20 protein-coding genes are annotated in these 19,261 nt (G+C 35.1%); 10 read left to right on the forward strand and 10 right to left on the reverse strand.

The genetic code is table 11. From position 1 onward, the window contains the following. Positions 1-9: 9 nt before the first annotated feature. Both carB and rpmH read right to left on the reverse strand, forming a co-directional pair. Positions 10-2,862: a carbamoyl-phosphate synthase large subunit gene (carB, locus tag I600_RS03185; RefSeq protein ID WP_058103050.1), complete on the reverse strand. Its 2,853-nt coding sequence runs from the start codon at positions 2,860-2,862 to the stop codon at positions 10-12. An 89-nt stretch (positions 2,863-2,951) separates the two neighbouring features. Beyond that, positions 2,952-3,113, reverse strand: coding sequence for a 50S ribosomal protein L34 (gene rpmH, locus I600_RS03190; RefSeq protein ID WP_036155072.1), 162 nt, complete (start codon positions 3,111-3,113; stop codon positions 2,952-2,954). Between the two features lie 267 nt (positions 3,114-3,380). Between rpmH and I600_RS03195 the strand changes: the two genes are divergently transcribed. After that, positions 3,381-3,896, forward strand: coding sequence for a hypothetical protein (locus I600_RS03195; protein WP_058103051.1), 516 nt, complete (start codon positions 3,381-3,383; stop codon positions 3,894-3,896). 4 nt (positions 3,897-3,900) lie between these two features. Here I600_RS03195 and I600_RS03200 read toward each other — a convergent pair whose 3' ends face one another. Together I600_RS03200 and I600_RS03205 are read right to left on the reverse strand one after the other, a co-directional pair. After that, positions 3,901-4,857, reverse strand: coding sequence for a lytic transglycosylase domain-containing protein (locus tag I600_RS03200; RefSeq protein WP_058103052.1), 957 nt, complete (start codon positions 4,855-4,857; stop codon positions 3,901-3,903). A 64-nt stretch (positions 4,858-4,921) separates the two neighbouring features. Continuing rightward, complete coding sequence (locus tag I600_RS03205; protein WP_058104262.1) at positions 4,922-5,584, reverse strand: hypothetical protein; 663 nt, start codon at positions 5,582-5,584, stop codon at positions 4,922-4,924. A 177-nt stretch (positions 5,585-5,761) separates the two neighbouring features. Between I600_RS03205 and I600_RS03210 the strand changes: the two genes are divergently transcribed. Then, a complete protein-coding gene (locus I600_RS03210) occupies positions 5,762-6,058 on the forward strand; it encodes a GNAT family N-acetyltransferase (RefSeq protein WP_058103053.1) in 297 nt (98 codons plus the stop codon). Positions 6,059-6,095: 37 nt separating this feature from the next. Here I600_RS03210 and mtaB read toward each other — a convergent pair whose 3' ends face one another. From mtaB to I600_RS03225, 3 genes are all read right to left on the reverse strand, one after another. Next, positions 6,096-7,424 carry a tRNA (N(6)-L-threonylcarbamoyladenosine(37)-C(2))-methylthiotransferase MtaB gene (gene mtaB / locus I600_RS03215; protein ID WP_058103054.1) on the reverse strand — a complete coding sequence of 443 codons (1,329 nt, stop codon included), beginning with the start codon at positions 7,422-7,424 and terminating at the stop codon, positions 6,096-6,098. Between the two features lie 87 nt (positions 7,425-7,511). Next, positions 7,512-8,687, reverse strand: a complete 1,176-nt coding sequence (locus I600_RS03220) for a GlmU family protein (protein WP_058103055.1) — start codon at positions 8,685-8,687, stop codon at positions 7,512-7,514. Between the two features lie 145 nt (positions 8,688-8,832). Next, positions 8,833-9,093, reverse strand: a complete 261-nt coding sequence (locus I600_RS03225; protein ID WP_058103056.1) for a type B 50S ribosomal protein L31 — start codon at positions 9,091-9,093, stop codon at positions 8,833-8,835. Between the two features lie 181 nt (positions 9,094-9,274). Between I600_RS03225 and I600_RS03230 the strand changes: the two genes are divergently transcribed. The 4 genes from I600_RS03230 to I600_RS03245 are packed head-to-tail and all read left to right on the forward strand — an operon-like array spanning position 9,275 to position 14,380. Then, positions 9,275-9,796, forward strand: coding sequence for a DUF4199 domain-containing protein (locus I600_RS03230; RefSeq protein ID WP_058103057.1), 522 nt, complete (start codon positions 9,275-9,277; stop codon positions 9,794-9,796). A gap of 46 nt (positions 9,797-9,842) precedes the next feature. Further along, complete coding sequence (locus I600_RS03235; RefSeq protein ID WP_058103058.1) at positions 9,843-10,802, forward strand: glycosyltransferase family 2 protein; 960 nt, start codon at positions 9,843-9,845, stop codon at positions 10,800-10,802. Positions 10,803-10,844: 42 nt separating this feature from the next. After that, on the forward strand, positions 10,845-12,554 hold the full coding sequence (locus I600_RS03240) for a phospho-sugar mutase (RefSeq protein ID WP_058103059.1): 1,710 nt from the start codon (positions 10,845-10,847) through the stop codon (positions 12,552-12,554). Beyond that, entirely contained in the window at positions 12,554-14,380 is a 1,827-nt protein-coding gene (locus tag I600_RS03245) for an ABC transporter ATP-binding protein (RefSeq protein ID WP_058103060.1), read from the forward strand. The genes I600_RS03240 and I600_RS03245 overlap by 1 nt, the downstream gene beginning before the upstream one ends. A 72-nt stretch (positions 14,381-14,452) precedes the next feature. Here the strand turns inward: I600_RS03245 and I600_RS03250 are convergent, their stop codons facing one another. Both I600_RS03250 and I600_RS03255 read right to left on the reverse strand, forming a co-directional pair. Next, positions 14,453-14,908 carry a hypothetical protein gene (locus tag I600_RS03250; RefSeq protein WP_058103061.1) on the reverse strand — a complete coding sequence of 152 codons (456 nt, stop codon included), beginning with the start codon at positions 14,906-14,908 and terminating at the stop codon, positions 14,453-14,455. Positions 14,909-14,950: 42 nt separating this feature from the next. Then, positions 14,951-15,169: a hypothetical protein gene (locus I600_RS03255; RefSeq protein ID WP_058103062.1), complete on the reverse strand. Its 219-nt coding sequence runs from the start codon at positions 15,167-15,169 to the stop codon at positions 14,951-14,953. A gap of 139 nt (positions 15,170-15,308) precedes the next feature. On the opposite strand from I600_RS03255, the gene I600_RS03260 reads away from it, so the two are divergent. From I600_RS03260 to I600_RS03270, 3 genes are read left to right on the forward strand one after another with little or no spacing between them, the layout of a single operon-like run. After that, the gene (locus I600_RS03260) at positions 15,309-15,851 is read left to right on the forward strand and encodes an RNA polymerase sigma factor (RefSeq protein ID WP_058103063.1); all 543 of its coding nucleotides are present in this window, start codon (positions 15,309-15,311) and stop codon (positions 15,849-15,851) included. A gap of 33 nt (positions 15,852-15,884) precedes the next feature. Beyond that, positions 15,885-16,391, forward strand: a complete 507-nt coding sequence (locus I600_RS03265) for a hypothetical protein (protein WP_058103064.1) — start codon at positions 15,885-15,887, stop codon at positions 16,389-16,391. Beyond that, a complete protein-coding gene (locus I600_RS03270; RefSeq protein ID WP_058103065.1) occupies positions 16,384-16,821 on the forward strand; it encodes a hypothetical protein in 438 nt (145 codons plus the stop codon). Before I600_RS03265 ends, I600_RS03270 begins: the two co-directional genes overlap by 8 nt. Here I600_RS03270 and I600_RS03275 read toward each other — a convergent pair whose 3' ends face one another. Continuing rightward, on the reverse strand, positions 16,822-17,844 hold the full coding sequence (locus tag I600_RS03275; RefSeq protein WP_058103066.1) for a VPS10 domain-containing protein: 1,023 nt from the start codon (positions 17,842-17,844) through the stop codon (positions 16,822-16,824). A 154-nt stretch (positions 17,845-17,998) separates the two neighbouring features. Here I600_RS03275 and I600_RS03280 point away from each other — a divergent pair, with 154 nt between their 5' ends. Beyond that, positions 17,999-19,213: an RsmB/NOP family class I SAM-dependent RNA methyltransferase gene (locus tag I600_RS03280; RefSeq protein WP_058103067.1), complete on the forward strand. Its 1,215-nt coding sequence runs from the start codon at positions 17,999-18,001 to the stop codon at positions 19,211-19,213. Positions 19,214-19,261 lie beyond the last annotated feature (48 nt).

Consider the following 19,261-nt stretch of genomic DNA (forward strand, 5'->3'; position numbering starts at 1 on the left):
ATTACAAGACTATTTACTTAAATACATTTTACGTCTAGCGTAAAGATTGTAAAATTCATCATCCTTTAAGCTGTCAATAAATAAAATACTTTCTCCCGTACTCTTCATTTCAGGCCCTAAATTCTTGTTCACATTTGGGAATTTATTGAAAGAGAATACTGGTTGCTTAATTGCAAATCCTTCTAATTGAGGATTAAAGTTGAAGTCTTTCACCTTCTTCTCCCCTAGCATTACCTTGGTCGCATAATTCACATAAGGTTCTTTATAAGCCTTTGCAATAAACGGTACCGTACGAGATGCTCTTGGGTTTGCTTCAATGATATACACTACCTCATCTTTTATAGCAAATTGTATATTGATTAAACCAACTGTATTCAATGCCAAAGCGATTTTCTTAGTATGATCTTTTATTTGTTGCATTACCAATTCACCAAGGTTAAATGGCGGTAATGTTGCATTAGAATCACCCGAGTGAATTCCACATGGTTCAATATGCTCCATGATACCAATGATATAAACGTCTTCGCCGTCACAAATAGCATCCGCTTCCGCTTCAATAGCGCCATCTAGGTAATGGTCTAACAACAGTTTATTGTTTGGTATTTTTCTAAGAAGATCCACTACATGTTCTTCCAACTCTTCTCTATTAATAACAATCTTCATTCCCTGACCTCCTAAAACATAAGACGGTCTTACCAATAAGGGAAAGTCTAATTCATCCGATAGCGCTAAAGCTTCATCGGCTGTTTCTGCAACACCAAATTTTGGGAATGGAATATCATTTGCTTTTAAAAGATCGGAGAAGTTTCCTCTATCCTCTGCTAAATCTAGAGCCTCAAAACTAGTCCCGATAATCTTAATCCCATATTTAGACAATTTTTCAGCAAGCTTAAGTGCCGTTTGCCCTCCTAGTTGAACAATTACTCCTTCTGGCTTCTCATGACGGATAATATCGTAAATATGCTCCCAGAATACCGGCTCAAAATACAATTTGTCGGCAGTATCAAAATCAGTAGATACAGTCTCTGGGTTACAGTTGATCATTATGGTTTCATAACCACATTCAGCTGCTGCCAATACTCCGTGTACACAACAATAATCGAACTCTATACCTTGACCGATTCTGTTTGGACCGGAACCAAGTACTACTATTTTCTTTTTATCTGTAACTATGCTGTCATTTTCCACATAACGCGTACCATCTGGCTTTTCAATTTCAGCTTCAAAGGTAGAATAATAGTATGGTGTCATAGCTTTAAACTCAGCTGCACAAGTATCAACCAACTTATATACCCTATTAATATTGAGTTCTGTTCGCTTATTGTATACTTCACTCTCATAACAATCTACCATATGCGCAATTTGTCTATCGGCAAATCCTTTTTGCTTTGCTTCTAACAACAAATCTTTTGAAAGCGTAGCAATGGTATATTTTGAAATTTCTTTTTCCAAAAAGTGCAGTTCCTCATACTGCTTTAAGAACCACATGTCAATCTTAGTGATTTCATGTATGCGACTTAATGGAATCCCCATTTGGATAGCATCATAAATTACAAAGACGCGATCCCAACTTGGTATAGTTAGTTTACTAATGATCTGCTCATAATTCTTATAGCCCTTACCATCTGCACCTAAACCGTTTCTCTTAATTTCTAAGGATTGGGTTGCTTTGTGCAAGGCTTCTTGAAAAGAACGACCTATTCCCATTACCTCTCCAACAGATTTCATCTGAAGACCTAAGGTACGGTCAGAACCCTCGAACTTATCAAAGTTCCATCGTGGAATTTTTACGATTACATAATCCAATGTTGGCTCAAATAACGCCGATGTAGACTTTGTAATTTGATTATCCAATTCATCTAAAGAATAACCTATAGCTAATTTTGTAGCAACTTTTGCAATAGGGTAACCGGTAGCTTTTGAAGCCAAAGCTGAAGATCTAGATACACGTGGGTTAATTTCAATAGCAATAATATCCTCCTCCTCATCTGGACTCACAGCGAACTGAACGTTACACCCTCCTTCAAAGTCTCCAATACTACGCATCATTTTGATGGCCATATCACGCATTTTCTGAAAAGTCCTATCGGATAATGTCATGGCTGGAGCTACTGTAATGGAATCTCCGGTATGTATACCCATTGGATCCATATTTTCAATAGTACATATAATAACTACGTTATCATTTTTATCACGTAAAAGCTCTAACTCATACTCTTTCCACCCCATAAGGGCTTTATCTATCATTACCTCGTGTATGGGTGAAATTTCCAGACCGTAACTTAACTGTTCGTCAAAATCCTCCGGTTTATATACTATAGATGCACCTGCACCACCAAGAGTATATGAAGCTCTAATTACTAAAGGAAAACCAAACTCTTGAGCAATTTCTTTTCCTTTCAAGAAAGAGGTCGCAGTGGCTTGTGGTGCCATGCCCACTCCTATTTTCAACATCAACTCCCTAAACTGCTCCCTATCTTCAGTAATATTAATTGCATCAATATCAACTCCGATCAATTCTACTCCAAAATCTTCCCAAATTCCTTTTTTATCCGCCTCTATACACAAATTCAATGCAGTTTGACCTCCCATTGTTGGTAAAACGGCGTCTATTTGCGGATGCGCTTTTAATATTTCTACAATAGATTTTGTGGTAAGTGGCTTTAGATATACATGATCCGCCATTGACGGATCTGTCATAATAGTTGCCGGGTTACTATTTATCAAAATAGTTTCAATACCATCTTCGCGTAATGAACGTAATGATTGACTACCTGCATAATCAAATTCACATGCTTGACCGATAACAATAGGACCTGATCCTATTAATAAAATAGAGTTTAAATCTTTTCTTTTTGGCATTTTATAACAATTTAATATGGGAATTGGACAAAAAAAAGGTGTTACTTTCAGAAAAGTAACACCTAAATATTTTTAAAACAATGAAATCATTATTTTTTGTGGCTTGGTTCAGAGGAAACAGTTAATTTCTTTCTTCCTTTTGCTCTTCTTCTTGCAAGAACTTTTCTTCCATTTACGGAAGCCATACGCTCACGAAAACCGTGTTTGTTCTTTCTTTTTCTCTTTGATGGTTGAAACGTTCTCTTGCTCATCGCCTATATAATTAAATGCTTTGTATTAATTTTGAAATTTGTCCTTTTCAAGGGACAGGTAAAACTGGGCGCAAATATACAAAGAGTTTTTGCTTTAGCAAGGGTTATGAAAAAAAATATTTTTATAAATCCGTACGTCTCAAAACCAAGCTTTTGATTAATTTTGCCCGAACTGAAATTTAGCGCCGTAATCACTATATTTTAATAGGGTTTCAATAAAAACCCAAAACTTTTCTTAACTATCTATTAGATTAAAATAAATTAAATATGTTCAATAAAAATTTAAAATTAATCATTGCAGGACTTATAATTGCCTATGCCGTGTACCAATTTATAGAAGGTAATATTGGAAATGGTATATTTCTAATCCTACTTTCCTTAATTTTTATATTTCTTTATTTTAGAAATGAAATTATTCTTTTAGCATTTTTAAGAATGCGTAAGCAGGATTTGACCGGTACTAAAAACTGGTTGGACAAGATTAAAAATCCCGAGGCTGCACTAACCGTTAAACAACAAGGTTATTACAATTACCTGCACGGTATCATTTTTTCACAGACCAATTTGACCCAAGCGGAAAAATACTTTAAGAAAGCCTTAAAGCTTGGTCTAACGATGGATTACGATGTAGCCATGGCAAAACTAAGCTTAGCTGGTATATCTATGCAGAAACGACGTAAAAGAGAAGCAACTACCCTTTTGAACGAGGCTAAGAAATTAGACAAAAACAACATGTTGACCGATCAAATTAAAATGATGCAGCAACAGATGAAAAAAATCTAATTTATCATTTACCTATATGATAATACCCCTTGTTAGGTATTTCAATAGCATACTTCTTACGAGAACTATTATTTAAATGCGCCTCTCTCAACCATGGGTTATGGCGCTTTAATATTTTGTAGTTTATCTCATATTCTTGAGCAAAATCCGCAAAATCACTTACAGGCTCATCTATTTCTACAGTGAACGTTGGCACAGCTTCATACATATCCTCTTTTTCTATATGAAAACCATATTTTTCAGGATTAGACAGTATTTCTTTTATTGCCATAATTCTAAATACATATCTACCGGTTTCACTACCCAATAACAAATCCCAATAATTATCCACTTGCTGTATCCCCATATATTTGTTAATTGCTCCTGGACCGGCATTATATGCCGCAGCGGTCAAAGCCCAACTTCCATATTTATTTTTCCATCTATTTAAATACTTACACGCAACTTCTGTTGACTTCTCTAAATGGTAGCGCTCATCTACATTTGAATTAACTTCTAGACCATACTCCCTGCCCGTATCTCTCATTATCTGCCAGAAACCGGTAGCACCTGCAGGAGACACCACATTGGTTAAGCCACTTTCTGCAACTGCTAAATATTTGAAATCATCTGGAATACCATTTTTTGCCAAAATAGGTTCTATTACCGGAAAATATTTATGAGCCCTTTTTATAAGCAATACTGCATTTGACTGCCAATAGGTATTAACCAAAAATTCCCTATCAATACGCTCTAAAATTTCCGGGTCTTCTTGTGGAACCACCTCTCCTGCAAAATTTAAGTTTTCAGGAATTTCTATGGATGATATTTTATATGATTTAGCTACATTTTTTTGAACACTATCATTGACCACAACATTATCTTCTACAGCCGTACTGTTGGTATTACCCACCGCAAATATCAATGTACCCGCAACAAAAACAACCCCTAACAACATCAATATATTCTTAATAGTTTTCATGAATTTTATATTTTAAATTATTTCTTCCAATTATAAGTCTACCAAAGGTATATATAGAACTATCTTATTCCAAAATAATTGTTGGCAAGTTCTCGTTAAACCATTTTGCCCTATGTATGATCATGGTATGTGTACCATTCTTAACAGGTATACAATGAGCAATATTGCTCATAGGAAACACTGTGTCTTTCTCTCCATGAATATGAACCAAATTATCACACGGTACTTCTTGTGTCCAATTCACCAATTCATGTATGCACCAATCTATATAACCTTTATCCCTTACGGATAAATATCGTTCGTATAAAGACAACCTTTTTGTCACACTTTCACCAAATGCATATTTGGCAACTAACTCCACATTGTTGACGAGCCCGGTAGGAAGCAATTTATGAATACTGGTATATCTTGCAAATAACATCCTTTTAGGTAATTCAAATCTCGATTTTACACTTGAAACAATAATAACCTTATTTACTTGGATATATTTGACCATTTCTTGCACCAAAAGACCACCCAAGGAAACACCCAGTAAAACCACATTATCCTCTTTTACCTTTTCGCTCATTTTCTTTGCATAATCAGTAAAGGATATACCCTTTGTAGGAATATCCCACTCCAGCAAATGCACCACAAATGTCTCTTTGGGTAAATTTAAATATTCAAAAATTGAAGAACTCGCAGCCATACCCGGCATACAATACAAATGAATTTTATTATCTTCCATAGCCATGAAACGTAGTAAAAACTAGGAAATTAAGTATTTTTTAACTAGTTTTGTAAGAGAATGTGAAAAACACTTTCTTTTCATTGTGTTTTAATCTTATAGCATTTCTAAACGACAAAATTACGATTTGAGAACATCGTAATTTTTTTGTCTAACAACAACACTAAAATTACCTATATGAACGATGTTATCATTAATGACAATTCTTTTCTGCGCCAGTTTGAAACTACGGTAAACGGTCATCTTGCTAGAATAGAATATTCTTCTCAAGAACGAAAAGTCTTTCTTACCAAATTGGTAGTTCCAGAAGAAATTACAGACGAAAGTTTTAGGGAAAACTTCATCAAAGCCGTTCTAAGTATTATTCAAGAAAGAAATCTTAGAGTTGTTCCAACAAGTCCTCATATTGCAGGATTTCTACGTAAAAATAGAAGACAATACAAAGAGATGCTACCTATAGGTATACGCATCTAACAAAATTTAAAAGCCTTTCTTCGGAAAGGCTTTTTTTTTACGCTTCAACTTCTTCTTTTACAAAATTGAACCTAACCAAACCATCATTGTCTATTTCTGTTAGCTTCACTTTATGCAAGGTATTAACCAACGCCGGATTCCAGGGTGATTTCACCTTAACATAATTCTCCGTGAATCCATGAATATAACCTTCTTTATTCTCACCTTCAAACAAAACAGTAAGATCATTGCCTAATTGACTTTCATAAAAAGTCCTTCTTTTCTTTACAGACAAACCTCTTAACATTTTGCTTCGCTTGTTACGCACTTTATTAGGCACTACCCCATTCATTGTGGCAGCTGGCGTATTATCTCTTTCCGAATAGGTAAAAACATGTAAATATGAAATATCCAAATCATTTAAGAAATGATAGGTCTCTAAAAAATGTTCTTCGGTCTCTCCCGGAAAACCTACAATAACATCAACACCAATACAGCAATTTGGAATTACCTCCCTAATTTTTGCAACGCGCTCCTTATAAAGATTAGTCATATACCTACGCTTCATCAATTTCAAAAGATCATCACTACCGCTTTGTAATGGTATATGAAAATGAGGTACAAAAGTTTTACTTTGAGCAACAAACTCAATGGTTTCGTTTTTCAAAAGATTGGGCTCAATTGAAGAGATTCGTAGCCTATGAATACCATCTACATCATCTAACGCCTTTACCAAATCTAAAAAAGTGTGTTCGTGCTTTTTATTACCGAATTCACCTTTACCGTAATCGCCAATATTTACTCCTGTCAATACAATTTCCTTAATACCTTGTTCAGATATATCCGCAGCATTTTTCAGCACATTTTCCAAGGTATCACTTCTAGAAATTCCTCGAGCAAGCGGAATTGTACAATAGGTACATTTATAATCACAACCATCTTGAACCTTTAAAAAAGCTCTGGTTCTGTCACCAATTGCATAGCTACCTACATAAAAGTCTGCGTCAGCAATTTCACAAGAATGCACTTGACCATGGTCATTTTTAGTTAAATCATTTATATAGTCGGTAATCTTAAATTTTTCGGTAGCACCCAACACAAGATCAACACCATCAACATCTGCCAGCTCTTCAGGTTTTAATTGTGCATAACAGCCAACAGCAGCTACAAAGGCATCTGCATTTATTTTCTGAGCTTTTTTAACAATGGTCTTAAATTTCTTATCTGCATTATCTGTTACAGAACATGTATTTATTACATACATATCTGCTTTTTCAGAAAAATCAACCCTTTCAAATCCTTCATCTGCAAAACTACGGGCAATTGTAGAGGTTTCCGAAAAATTCAACTTACATCCTAAAGTGTAAAATGCCACTTTTTTCTTCATCTAATCTTCTCTTTTGAGAATGTAAAAATACTTAAACTTCAACTAGTTTAAAAAAAATACAAGTAATTGATATTCAGATTTAAAGACTTAATACTTTCTCCATTTTTTAGTTATCTCGAATACATGGGTAAGAATATCGGCTTCAATTTCATTGAACTCCACCCCTCTTCTAGCCATCATTACCTTAGCAGCATCAAATGCTTTTGCGGGCTGATAAGCTGTAAAACCAGAAGCTCCGCCCCAACTAAAACTAGGAACAAAATTTCTAGGAAACCCTGGCACATAAATATTGGAATTTACCCCAATTACAGTTCCCGTGTTGAACATAGTATTAATGGCCGTTTTACTATGATCACCCATCATTAAACCACAAAATTGGAGACCTGTTTGCTCAAAACGCTCTGTAGCGTAGTCCCACAAGCGCACTTTTGCGTAGTTATTCTTAAGGTTAGAGTTATTGGAATCCGCACCAATATTACACCACTCTCCCAATACCGCATTACCCAAATAGCCTTCATGACCCTTACTGGAATAGCCAAAAATAACAGAATTACTAACTTCACCACAGACTTTACTATACGGACCAATAGTTGTTGCCCCGTAAAGCTTACCCCCCATTTTTATTATTGCATTGTTACAAAGTGCAAGAGCACCTCGTACAAGGCTTCCTTCCCAAATTTCAGCATTCTTACCTAAGTAAATAGGTCCGTCCGTTGCATTTAGGATACTGAATTCAACTTTTGCCCCTTCTTCAAGAAATATACGCTCAGGATGTATTAATTGATTGGTTTCCGAAATAGGTTGACTCTTTCTTCCTTTTGTAATAAAATCAAAGTCCGATTGCAAAATGTCCGCATTCTTATCAAAAATATCCCAAGTATTATTAATCTGGACTAAATCATTATTAAATTCTACAATAGAAAATGAAGCCAACTCTTCCGCCCCTTTAACATGGCTACTACAATAAGCAATCATTAAATTTTTGGATTTCAAGACTTGCCCATCTTCCAATGTATTTAAGGCATTTACCAAATCTGGAGTAGGCAAAACCGATGCATCTATAAATACATTTTCACTTTCAATATTAACGGGATATTTAATACTTAAATAATCTTCTGTAAGGGAAGAAATAGCCACTTTCAAATAAGCCTCCCACCTTTCTCGTAAAGTCAAAATACCAACTCGAATTTCCGATACCGGACGGGTAAAAGTAAATGGTAATAAATGATCTCTACGCGGACCATCAAAAAGAATAAAGTTCATGCTGGATGATTTTTTTCAAAATTAACAATTATCCCTTGAGCATTTTTAAATAATGGATGACTTCCATTATTTAAAAGTTAAAAGAAAAAGAAACGCCCTCGAAAAAAAATTCGAAGGCGCTATATTTATAAAAGAAAGAAAAAGATTATTTCTCTTCTTTCGAGAATTTCTTGTACTTGTTCTTGAACTTATCAATACGACCAGCTGTATCCAATAATTTGGCTTTACCAGTGTAAAAAGGGTGAGAAGTTCTTGAGATTTCCAATTTAACCAATGGATACTCAACACCATCAACCTCTAAAGTCTCTTTAGTATCCGCTGTAGATTTTGTTAAAAATACCTCTTCGTTAGACATGTCCTTAAAGGCCACGATTCTATAATTTTCTGGGTGTATATCTTTTTTCATTTTAAAAACTTTAACGCACCCATTCCGACGGGCACTCATTTTAAGGCTGCAAAAATAGTGAAAATCTATAAATGAACAATTACAAATCGTAAAAAAATCAAAAATAATATTTCATCACATTTGTAACAAAATTGAGGACCACTATACTAATAGATAAAACAACCTATAATCTCTTTATACAATGGAAGAAAATCAACCCAAAACAGGAAAACTTGCACTTATTTTTGGAGGGCTTTCAGGAATTACTGGAATAGTCTTTTCCGTATTACTTTATTTAATGGACATGCAATATGAACAAGGGTTTGCAATTCAAGTAATACAATTTCTTATTCTAGCCACATTTGTCGTTCTTGCTATAATCCAATTTAAAAAATCTAATTCTGGATTACTTAAGGTTATAGAAGCGGTCAAAATCGCTCCTGGAGTAGCAGTTATAAGCTTTATAATAGGTATAATTTGGTTTCTTCTCTTCTCAAATGTGATAGAACCAGACTTCATGGCTAAAAGCGCCGAAATTGCAAAAGCTAAAACATTAGCCGAAAATCCTAAAATGACTCCTGAACAATTTGATCAGGGTATGAAAATACAACAAGATTTCTTTTGGGTATTAATGTGTGTTTTTATGCTTATATCTGCAATTTTCGCTACTATAGTAGGATTAATCACCGGATTAATTCTGAAAAAAGAAGATGCAGCTTATTAATACTAAGTAATTGTAGTATTTTTGGTGAGAATACCAGAAGTCGCGCATGCAATTATCAATAGTAATTCCGTTACTTAACGAAGAAGAATCACTTAAAGAACTTCATGATTGGATTGTATCTGTAATGCAATCCAATCATTTTTCATACGAAATACTTTTTGTAGATGATGGTAGTACGGACAATTCTTGGAAAATCATTACAGAATTATCACAGCAAAACCCTTCTGTAAAAGGAATTCACTTTTTACGCAATTTTGGAAAATCCCAAGCATTACATGCCGGTTTTAAAGCCGTAAGTGGCGATGTCACCATTACCATGGATGCCGATTTACAAGATAATCCTGAAGAAATTCCCGAGTTATACAACATGATAACCCATGAAGGTTACGAATTGGTATCTGGCTGGAAAAAGAAACGTTACGATTCAATCATTTTTAAAAACACTCCTTCAAAACTATTTAATTGGGCCGCAAGACGCACTTCTGGAGTGCGCCTACATGATTTTAATTGCGGACTTAAAGCCTATGCTAAAGATGTGGTAAAGAACATTGAAGTATCTGGCGAAATGCATAGGTACATACCGGTATTGGCAAAAAATGCGGGTTTTTCCAAAATTGGAGAAAAGGTTGTAAAACACCAAGCACGTAAATACGGTAAAACAAAATTTGGAATGGAACGTTTCATCAATGGTTTTCTAGATTTATTGACCATTTGGTTCGTTTCTAGATTTGGCAAAAGACCCATGCACCTTTTTGGAGCATTGGGCGTTTTAATGTTTTTAATTGGGTTTGGATTTGCTATATATTTAGGTATTGACAAGCTATTTATAAATAAATTCGGCAGGTTAATTACAGACCGACCACAATTCTATATTTCCCTTATAGCCATGGTGATTGGAACCCAATTGTTCCTGGCCGGTTTTATTGGAGAAATATTAATACGTTCTAAAAAAGAAGAAAAGAGATATATTATTTCCAAAGAATTGAATACGACTCTTTTAGAATAATAAAATTCTCATTAACTTAAATGCACATAAAACTATAAACCTATGGATAACATCCTAGATACCGCAAAGACCTGGCTTACCGACTTTTTTGATCCAGCCGTAAAAAAAGAAATTGAGCACCTAATTGCCAACGACAAGGAAGAATTGAACGACCGTTTCTATAAAAATATGGAATTTGGAACCGGTGGAATGAGAGGCGTTATGGGTGTTGGTACCAACAGAATCAACAAATACACTCTAGGCAAGAGCACGCAAGGTCTTAGCAACTATTTAAACAAAGTGTACAAAGGTGAAGAAATCAAAGTAGTCATTGCTTTTGATTGCCGTAATAATAGCGATACGCTTGCAAGAACGGTTGCCGAAATATTTTCTGCAAATGGTATAAAAGTTTTTCTTTTCTCAGAATTACGTACCACACCAGAACTTTCATTTGCCGTTAGGCATCTAAATTGTCATGCAGGTATTGTATTGACCGCATCTCACAATCCACCAGAATATAACGGATATAAAGTGTATTGGACCGATGGCGGACAAATTGTTCCACCACAAGATGGGGAAATTATTTCTGAAATAAACTCGCTTGGTTTTGAGGATATTAAATTCACACCTAATGACAGCCTTATTGAGGTAATTGATAAGGAAGTTGATGAGGCTTTTATTTCTCAATCTGTTGCTGCAGGTAATTTTAACGCTGCAGGGAAAGAAAATTTTAAAATTGTATTCACGTCGTTACACGGTACATCAATTACTGCCATACCAGAAGTTCTGAAAAGAGGTGGGTATGAAAATGTAACCATTATAGAGGAACAAGCGAAACCAGACGGAAATTTCCCAACCGTTAAATCTCCTAATCCAGAAGAGTCAGAAGCGCTTTCAATGGCTGTTAAGAAAGCCGAGGACATTGGTGCAGATATGGTTGTAGGTACAGATCCAGATAGTGATCGCTTAGGTATTGCCGTGCGCAATCTTGATGGAGAAATGGAAATTGTCAACGGTAACCAGGCAATGGTACTTATGACAAAATTTCTTTTGGAGAAGAGAAAGGAAAAAGGATTCAAAGGCAATGAATTTATTGCCACAACTATAGTTTCTACACCAATGATGGAAGCCATGGCAAAAGCGTACGGTGTAGAATTCAAAACTTCTTTGACCGGATTTAAATGGATCGGTAAAATGATCAAGGACTTCCCTGAATCTGACTTTATTGGTGGTGGCGAAGAAAGCTTTGGTTACATGGTAGGTGATTTTGTTCGCGATAAAGATGCGGTTACCTCTACCCTATTGGCTTGCGAAATTGCCAGTCAAGCAAAAGCTAATGGCAGTTCTTTCTATAAAGACCTAATTCAATGTTATGTTGATTATGGTTTCTATAAGGAGCACTTAGTTTCTATTACCAAAAAAGGTATTAGTGGTGCAGAAGAAATTAAGCAAATGCTTAAAGATTTTAAAGAGAACCCAGTAGAATCAGTTGCTGGATCTAAAGTAAAGTGGATTGAAGATTACAATACTTCTACTGCCAAAAATGTACTGACAGGTGAGGAAAAAACTATTGATATTCCGAAATCCAACGTTTTAATCTACGAAACCGAAGATGGCACTAGAATTGCCGCTAGACCAAGTGGAACCGAGCCAAAAGTGAAATTCTACATTAGTACCAATACAAAATTGGAAAAAACCGAAGATTATAAAAAAGTGGCGGCAGAACTTGACAATAAAGTCAAAAGCATTCTTGCTGAGCTTAATTTAGCTTAATGAACTATTTCAAAAAGATTCTTCGCTTTGCGAAGCCTTACAAGATATATGCAATTTTAAACATTATATCTAACATCTTTTACGCACTGTTTTCAACATTGGCAATGATATCATTATTTCCAATGTTGAACGTGCTTTTTAACCAAACGGAAAAAATATATACTAAACCAAAATGGAGCGGTATAACCGATCTAAAAGATTACGTAACAGATTCTCTAAACTTTTACATAACAAAACAAAGCCAGCAAACAGATTCAGGCGAAGTTCTAATGTACATGGTTGGGCTGATTATTACCATGTTTCTATTAAAAAATCTTTTCAATTATTTAGCAATGTATTTTATTACGTTTCTACGTAACGGTGTCCTTAAAGATTTACGTAATGAACTATATGATAAAACTGTAGAATTACCTATTTCGTATTATTCTGAAAAACGAAAAGGTGATACTATTGCTCGTATAACTTCAGATGTACTAGAAATTCAACATTCGTTTCTATCTATTTTGGAGCTAATCGTTAGAGAGCCCTTAACTATAATTTTTACGATTATAGCAATGCTCACCATTAGTCCGAAACTGACGTTGTTCGTTTTTCTGTTTCTTCCACTTTCAGGATTCTTAATTTCTTTGATCGGTAAATCGTTAAAACGTAAATCGGACAAAGTTCAACAAGAGCAAGGTTACTTCTTATCCATTTTAGAGGAAACTTTGGGGGGACTTAGAGTTATAAAGGCGTTTAATGCAGAATCTGTATTCGCCAGAAAATTTCAATCTTCTACGAAAAGATTTTTTAATTTTTCGAACAGTTTGCTAAACAGACAAAACTTGGCTTCCCCAACAAGTGAATTTTTCGGAATTGCAGCCATTGGTGTAATTCTATGGTACGGTGGACAAATGGTTCTTGTTGAAAAAACACTTGAAGCTGAACTTTTTATAACCTACATGGCTTTGTCTTACCAAATTTTAACGCCAGCGAAAGCAATAAGTAAAGCATCTTACGGAGTTAAAAAAGGAAATGCTGCTGCAGAACGTGTTCTAGAAGTCTTAGAAACGGAAAATCCTATTTCCGAAATAGACAACCCTATTCAACAGGACACTTTCACCAAGGCTGTGAAGATTGATAATATTTCCTTTAAATATGAAGATGAATATGTGCTAAAAAACTTCAACTTAACCGTTGAAAAAGGAAAAACAGTAGCTCTTGTGGGGCAATCCGGTAGTGGAAAAAGTACTATTGCAAACCTTGTGACTAGATTTTACGATGTCAATGAAGGTGAAATCAGCATTGACGGAAACAACATAAAAAATCTAAGTAAAAAATCGCTCCGAGGTCTATTGGGTCTGGTGACACAAGACTCTATCCTATTTAATGATACGGTTAAGAACAATATTGGTCTAGGTAAGGAAAATGCCACTGACGAAGAAATTATAGCTGCCGCAAAAATTGCCAATGCACATGATTTTATAATTGATCTCCCAAAAGGTTACGACACTAACATTGGGGACAGCGGCAATAAATTAAGTGGTGGTCAGAAACAACGATTATCCATTTCTAGAGCGGTTCTAAAGAATCCTCCAATTATGATATTGGATGAAGCCACCTCTGCCCTAGATACTGAAAGTGAACGTTTGGTGCAAGATGCGCTTGAAAAAATGATGAAGAACAGAACTTCTATCGTCATTGCACATAGGTTATCAACCATTCAGAATGCTGATACGATTGTGGTACTGCAAAAAGGTGAAATAGTTGAGCAAGGTACACATGCTGAACTTTTAGAATTAAACGGCACTTATAAAAAGCTGGTTGAGATGCAATCGTTGGCTTAACACATAAATATTGCTGAAAAATAAAAAAGCCATCTATAAAAGATGGCTTTTTTCATATTATCCGAATGATGTTTACCTCGCAACTTTAATATCTACTACCATTATTTCACCATTGTTACTTTTCATCTTAATGGCGCCTTTATGACCTGCTGCATTCTCAAATAAAACTACAACCGGGTAATCTTGTGGTCCCATTGCCTCATCCTCATTCTCAATAACTAAATCTATTAATTGACTACCCTCATTAATAGCATCAAATTCTTCTACCGTCATTTGATCAGCCGTATTTTCCATTTTTGTAGTTGTTGCTCCTTCAATTTGCTCATCCTGAAATAAATCATCGGGACTCATCCAAAACAAAAACCCCGGATTCGACGGACTCATATCATACCATGCCAAATCTATAGTAGCACCTTTTTCAGCGTCAATTTCGTTATACGTATATATTTCACCTGTTATGGTTGAGAAAAATCTCTTTGTGTCCAAACCATTTGTGTCAACATCAAATGCTACGTTCTCATAAACCATAAAACTATCAAGTTCTTCGACCTCCTCTTCAACAACTTCTTCCTAAGTTTCTGTTTCAGTTTCTGTTTCTGTTTCAGTTTCGGTTTCTGTTTCTGTTTCAGTTTCGGTTTCTGTCTCTGTTTCAGTTTCAGATTCGGTTTCGGTTTCGGTTTCTTCAACTACATCAGTAATAATTACATCTTCATCACCATCACTACAAGAAATAATAGAGATTGATACGAACAAGATAAGCACATAGTAAAATTTTTTCTGTAAAATCATTAAATCTAATTTTGGTTTATCTTACAACGTAAAGAACCTTATTATATTGAAAATCTTCGTTATAATGATAATAACTCTTTTCAACAATTAAACCTTTGACTAAATTCATTGTCTAAGAATAAACAAACCTCAATTTTTGGTGATCGAAGAGGAAACATTAGTTATCGACTTAAAAACAAAGAGCAGACAAGCTCAGGCTTTTGAGGTATTGGTAAATACCTATAAAGAACGCTTGTACTGGCAAATACGTAGTATTGTTTTAAATCATGATGATGCTGATGATGTGCTACAAAACACCTTTATTAAAGTCTATAAAAATATAGACGGATTTAAAGGAGATAGTAAACTATTCTCTTGGATGTACCGTATTGCCACCAATGAAGCTTTAAATTTTATAAAACAAAAAGCAAAGTTACAGGGCGTATCGGACACCGACTACCAAGATAGATTGGTTGAAAATTTGGAAGCAGACGTTTATTTTGAAGGAGATGAAATACAACTTCAACTACAAAAAGCGATAGCCACGCTCCCTGAAAAGCAAAAATTGGTGTTCAATATGAAATATTTTCAAGAATTGAAATATGAAGAAATTTCAGAAATTTTAAACACCTCCGTTGGCGGATTAAAAGCATCGTATCACCTAGCAGTAAAAAAATTAGAACAGTATTTAAAAGAAGATTAAACCTTTTATACAATTGATTGTCAAACGTATATCATGAACAAAAAAAATAACATTCCGTTTAAAACTCCCAAAGGCTACTTTGATAGCTTTGAAGAAAGATTGATGGATAAATTGTCTCAACCAGAAAGTACTTTTCCAGAAAAAAGTGCATTCAAGGTGCCCGATAATTATTTTGAAACGTTCAATGACAGGTTACAAAACAAGCTTGAGACAGAGACGAAGGTAATTCCTCTTTTCCCATACAAGAAAATTTTTGCCATAGCAGCATCTATAGCCGCAATTGCCATTATAGCTTTAGGATACGATTGGGACAGTAGCCAAGAACTAAGTTTCAATGATTTGGCAAATACCGATATTGAAGCCTATTTTGAAAATAATGATTTTGAATTATCTCCTTATGAGATAGCTGAAGTACTACCGGTAACCGATACCGAGTTTTCAGATTTTTTAAGCTCTCCTATTGAGAGTGATAACCTTCTAGATTACTTAAATGAAAATGTAAGTGATTTTGACGAATTAAATTTTTACGAAAATGAATAGACTTGTACTTATTATATTTCTGTTTATCACCACGCTTTCTTTTGGACAAAGAAACCAAAATTGGGAAAAAATAAACACGCTTAAAGTTGCCTTTATTACCGAAAAACTCTCTTTAAGCAGTAAGGAAGCACAAGATTTCTGGCCCGTTTACAACGAGTACCAAGAGAAAAGAAATGCCTTAAGGAAAAAGAATCACGACCAAATAAGAGGTAAAATAAAGGATGCCGATGCGCTTACCGAAAAAGAGGCGGAAAGTCTTTTAGCACTTCACATTAAAATTGAAGAAGAAGAGGAAGCATTAGACACTAAATTCTTAAAAGATGTCAGTAAGGTAATTACGGCAAAAAAAACACTGTTATTACTACGATCAGAAGAAGAATTCAAACGTCAATTAATGAAGCAGTATCGTCAAAACAAAGGTGGCAGATAACTACTTGAACACTAGTTTTGCTATGCGATTTTTACCCGCTGCATAAGCAACCGAATCGTTTTGAAAGCGCACGGTATAGAAAGATTCATTGGATAATTTTTTCCAACTTTCTCCCATATCAGAAGAGTAAGATATGCCCGTAAAACCTACGGCAACGATTTCTTTACCTTCCCTTCCCGGCACAAACTGTACACAACTTTTGTATCCTGGCTGTTTACCATCTGCCAGTAATTTCCAAGTTTTGCCCCCATCTTTTGTGATTGCTTTGTTCGCAGTTGAATTTTCTGGCTTGGTGTAATCACCCCCAAAGGCTATTCCTAAATTTTTGTCATAAAAATCTATAGAATATATACCGTGTGTTGGTTCTGTATGTTGTATGGGTGTCTGATAAACTTCCCAAGATTTTCCTTTATCCGAAGAAAATAGAACCCTACCAGTTGTCGTCGCCATCCAAACCTTATCTCCAATTGATTTAATATTGGTATTGCTTGCCGCAAAGGCACCCTCACCAATAATTCCTTCGGGCAATTGACTACAAGGAACTTTAGTCCAGGTATTACCACCATCTTTAGTTACAATAACACTTAAGCAATCACCAACTATATCACCTATTGCAATACCATCCATATCATTTAAAAAAGTCATGGCATCATAAAAAACATCCTCACCTTCCTCTTTATAAACTAATTCCATTCGTCCGTTATCACCTGTTTTATAAAGTAAGGCAGGAGATTCAACTGACAACATGAAAAAATCTGTTGACGTATGGGCCACAGACCTAAAAGCAGGTATTCCCGTATGATATTTTTGAACGTTTGCCCTGATTTTACCAGAGATTAAATCTACTGTACCAAAGGTGCCCTTATTAGCAGCAAAAGCCACATTATCCCCCATAAGCTCAATTGCCCTGATACTTATAGAATCTGAATAAATAGTCTCAATTTTAACAGAATTAAAAGGCTCATGTTCCACACTTTCTGAACATGAAACCATTAAAATTACCAGAAGAATGACATAACGCATGTAAATAGGGTATAAAGTTTATCAAAAATAAATGGAATCGCTTCTAAAACAATACCTTTGCAGCCATAATTTTTTGGAGGACAAAAGCCTATATCAATAACATTGAATTCATTAACGGCTTCAAATCTTCTGACTTGTAACAATAACACTTCTAATGAAATTACACAGAAATTTGGTGTTTGCCGTAATAGACGCCTTAAACCTAATATTTAACGAAAACGAATATGCCGACAAGGTTGTTCAAAAAGTACTAAAGTTTGATAAACGCTGGGGTTCTCGTGACCGTGGTTTTATTGCTGAAACAACTTATGAAATGGTTCGTTACAAACGTCTTTATACTGAAATAGCTGAAGTTAAAGCACCTTTCAGCAGACCAGACCTATTTCGCATGTGGGCAGTTTGGGCCGTATTAAAAGGTATAAAGTTGCCAGATTGGAAACAAATAGAACCTACACCGGAAAGAAGGATTAAAGGAAAATTCGATGAACTTTCTCAAATAAGAAAATTTAGAGAGGCTGTTCCAGATTGGATTGACGAACTTGGAGAAAAAGCTCTTGGTGATAAATTATGGACAGAAGAACTTGCTAAACTAAACGAGCCGGCAGAAGTAATTTTGCGCACCAATACGCTGAAAACTGACAAAGAGACTTTACGAAAAGCGTTATTAGATGAAAATATAGTTGCAGAACCAATAAAAGGTTACCCTTCTGCGCTAAAATTAGTAGAAAGAGCTAATGTTTTTGTGACCCAAGCTTTTAAGAACGGAATGTTCGAAGTACAAGACGCATCTTCTCAACTGGTATCTGACTTTTTAGATATTGAACCAGGACAACGCGTGGTAGATACTTGTGCGGGTGCAGGTGGAAAATCATTACACTTAGCCGCTTTAATGGAAAACAAAGGGCAGCTAATATCTATGGATATTTACGGAAGTAAATTGAAAGAACTTAAAAGAAGAGCAAGAAGAAACGGCGCGCACAATATTGAAGTACGTGAAATAGATTCTACAAAGGTTTACAAGAAACTTCACGGAAGTGCAGATAGGGTTTTGATCGACGCACCTTGTACAGGATTGGGAGTGCTTAGAAGAAACCCAGATTCAAAATGGAAAATGCAACCAGAGTTTTTAGACAAGATTGTTAAAACTCAACACGAAATTATTAGAAACTACAGTAAAATTGTAAAACCCGGTGGTAAAATGGTGTATGCAACTTGCTCTATTTTACCGCAAGAAAACAGTCACCAAGTCCAGTCTTTCTTAAAATCTGAAGAAGGGAAAGATTTTACTTTGGTAAAGGACAAGAAAATCTATGCCTCTAAAAGTGGCTATGATGGTTTTTACATGGCTTTATTGGAGAAAAGCATATAAATCAATTATTAAAAAAGGCTTTCTATTTAAGAATAGAAAGCCTTTTTT

It is taken from the genome of Maribacter dokdonensis DSW-8, from assembly GCF_001447995.1.
GTDB classification, from domain to species: Bacteria; Bacteroidota; Bacteroidia; order Flavobacteriales; family Flavobacteriaceae; genus Maribacter; species Maribacter dokdonensis.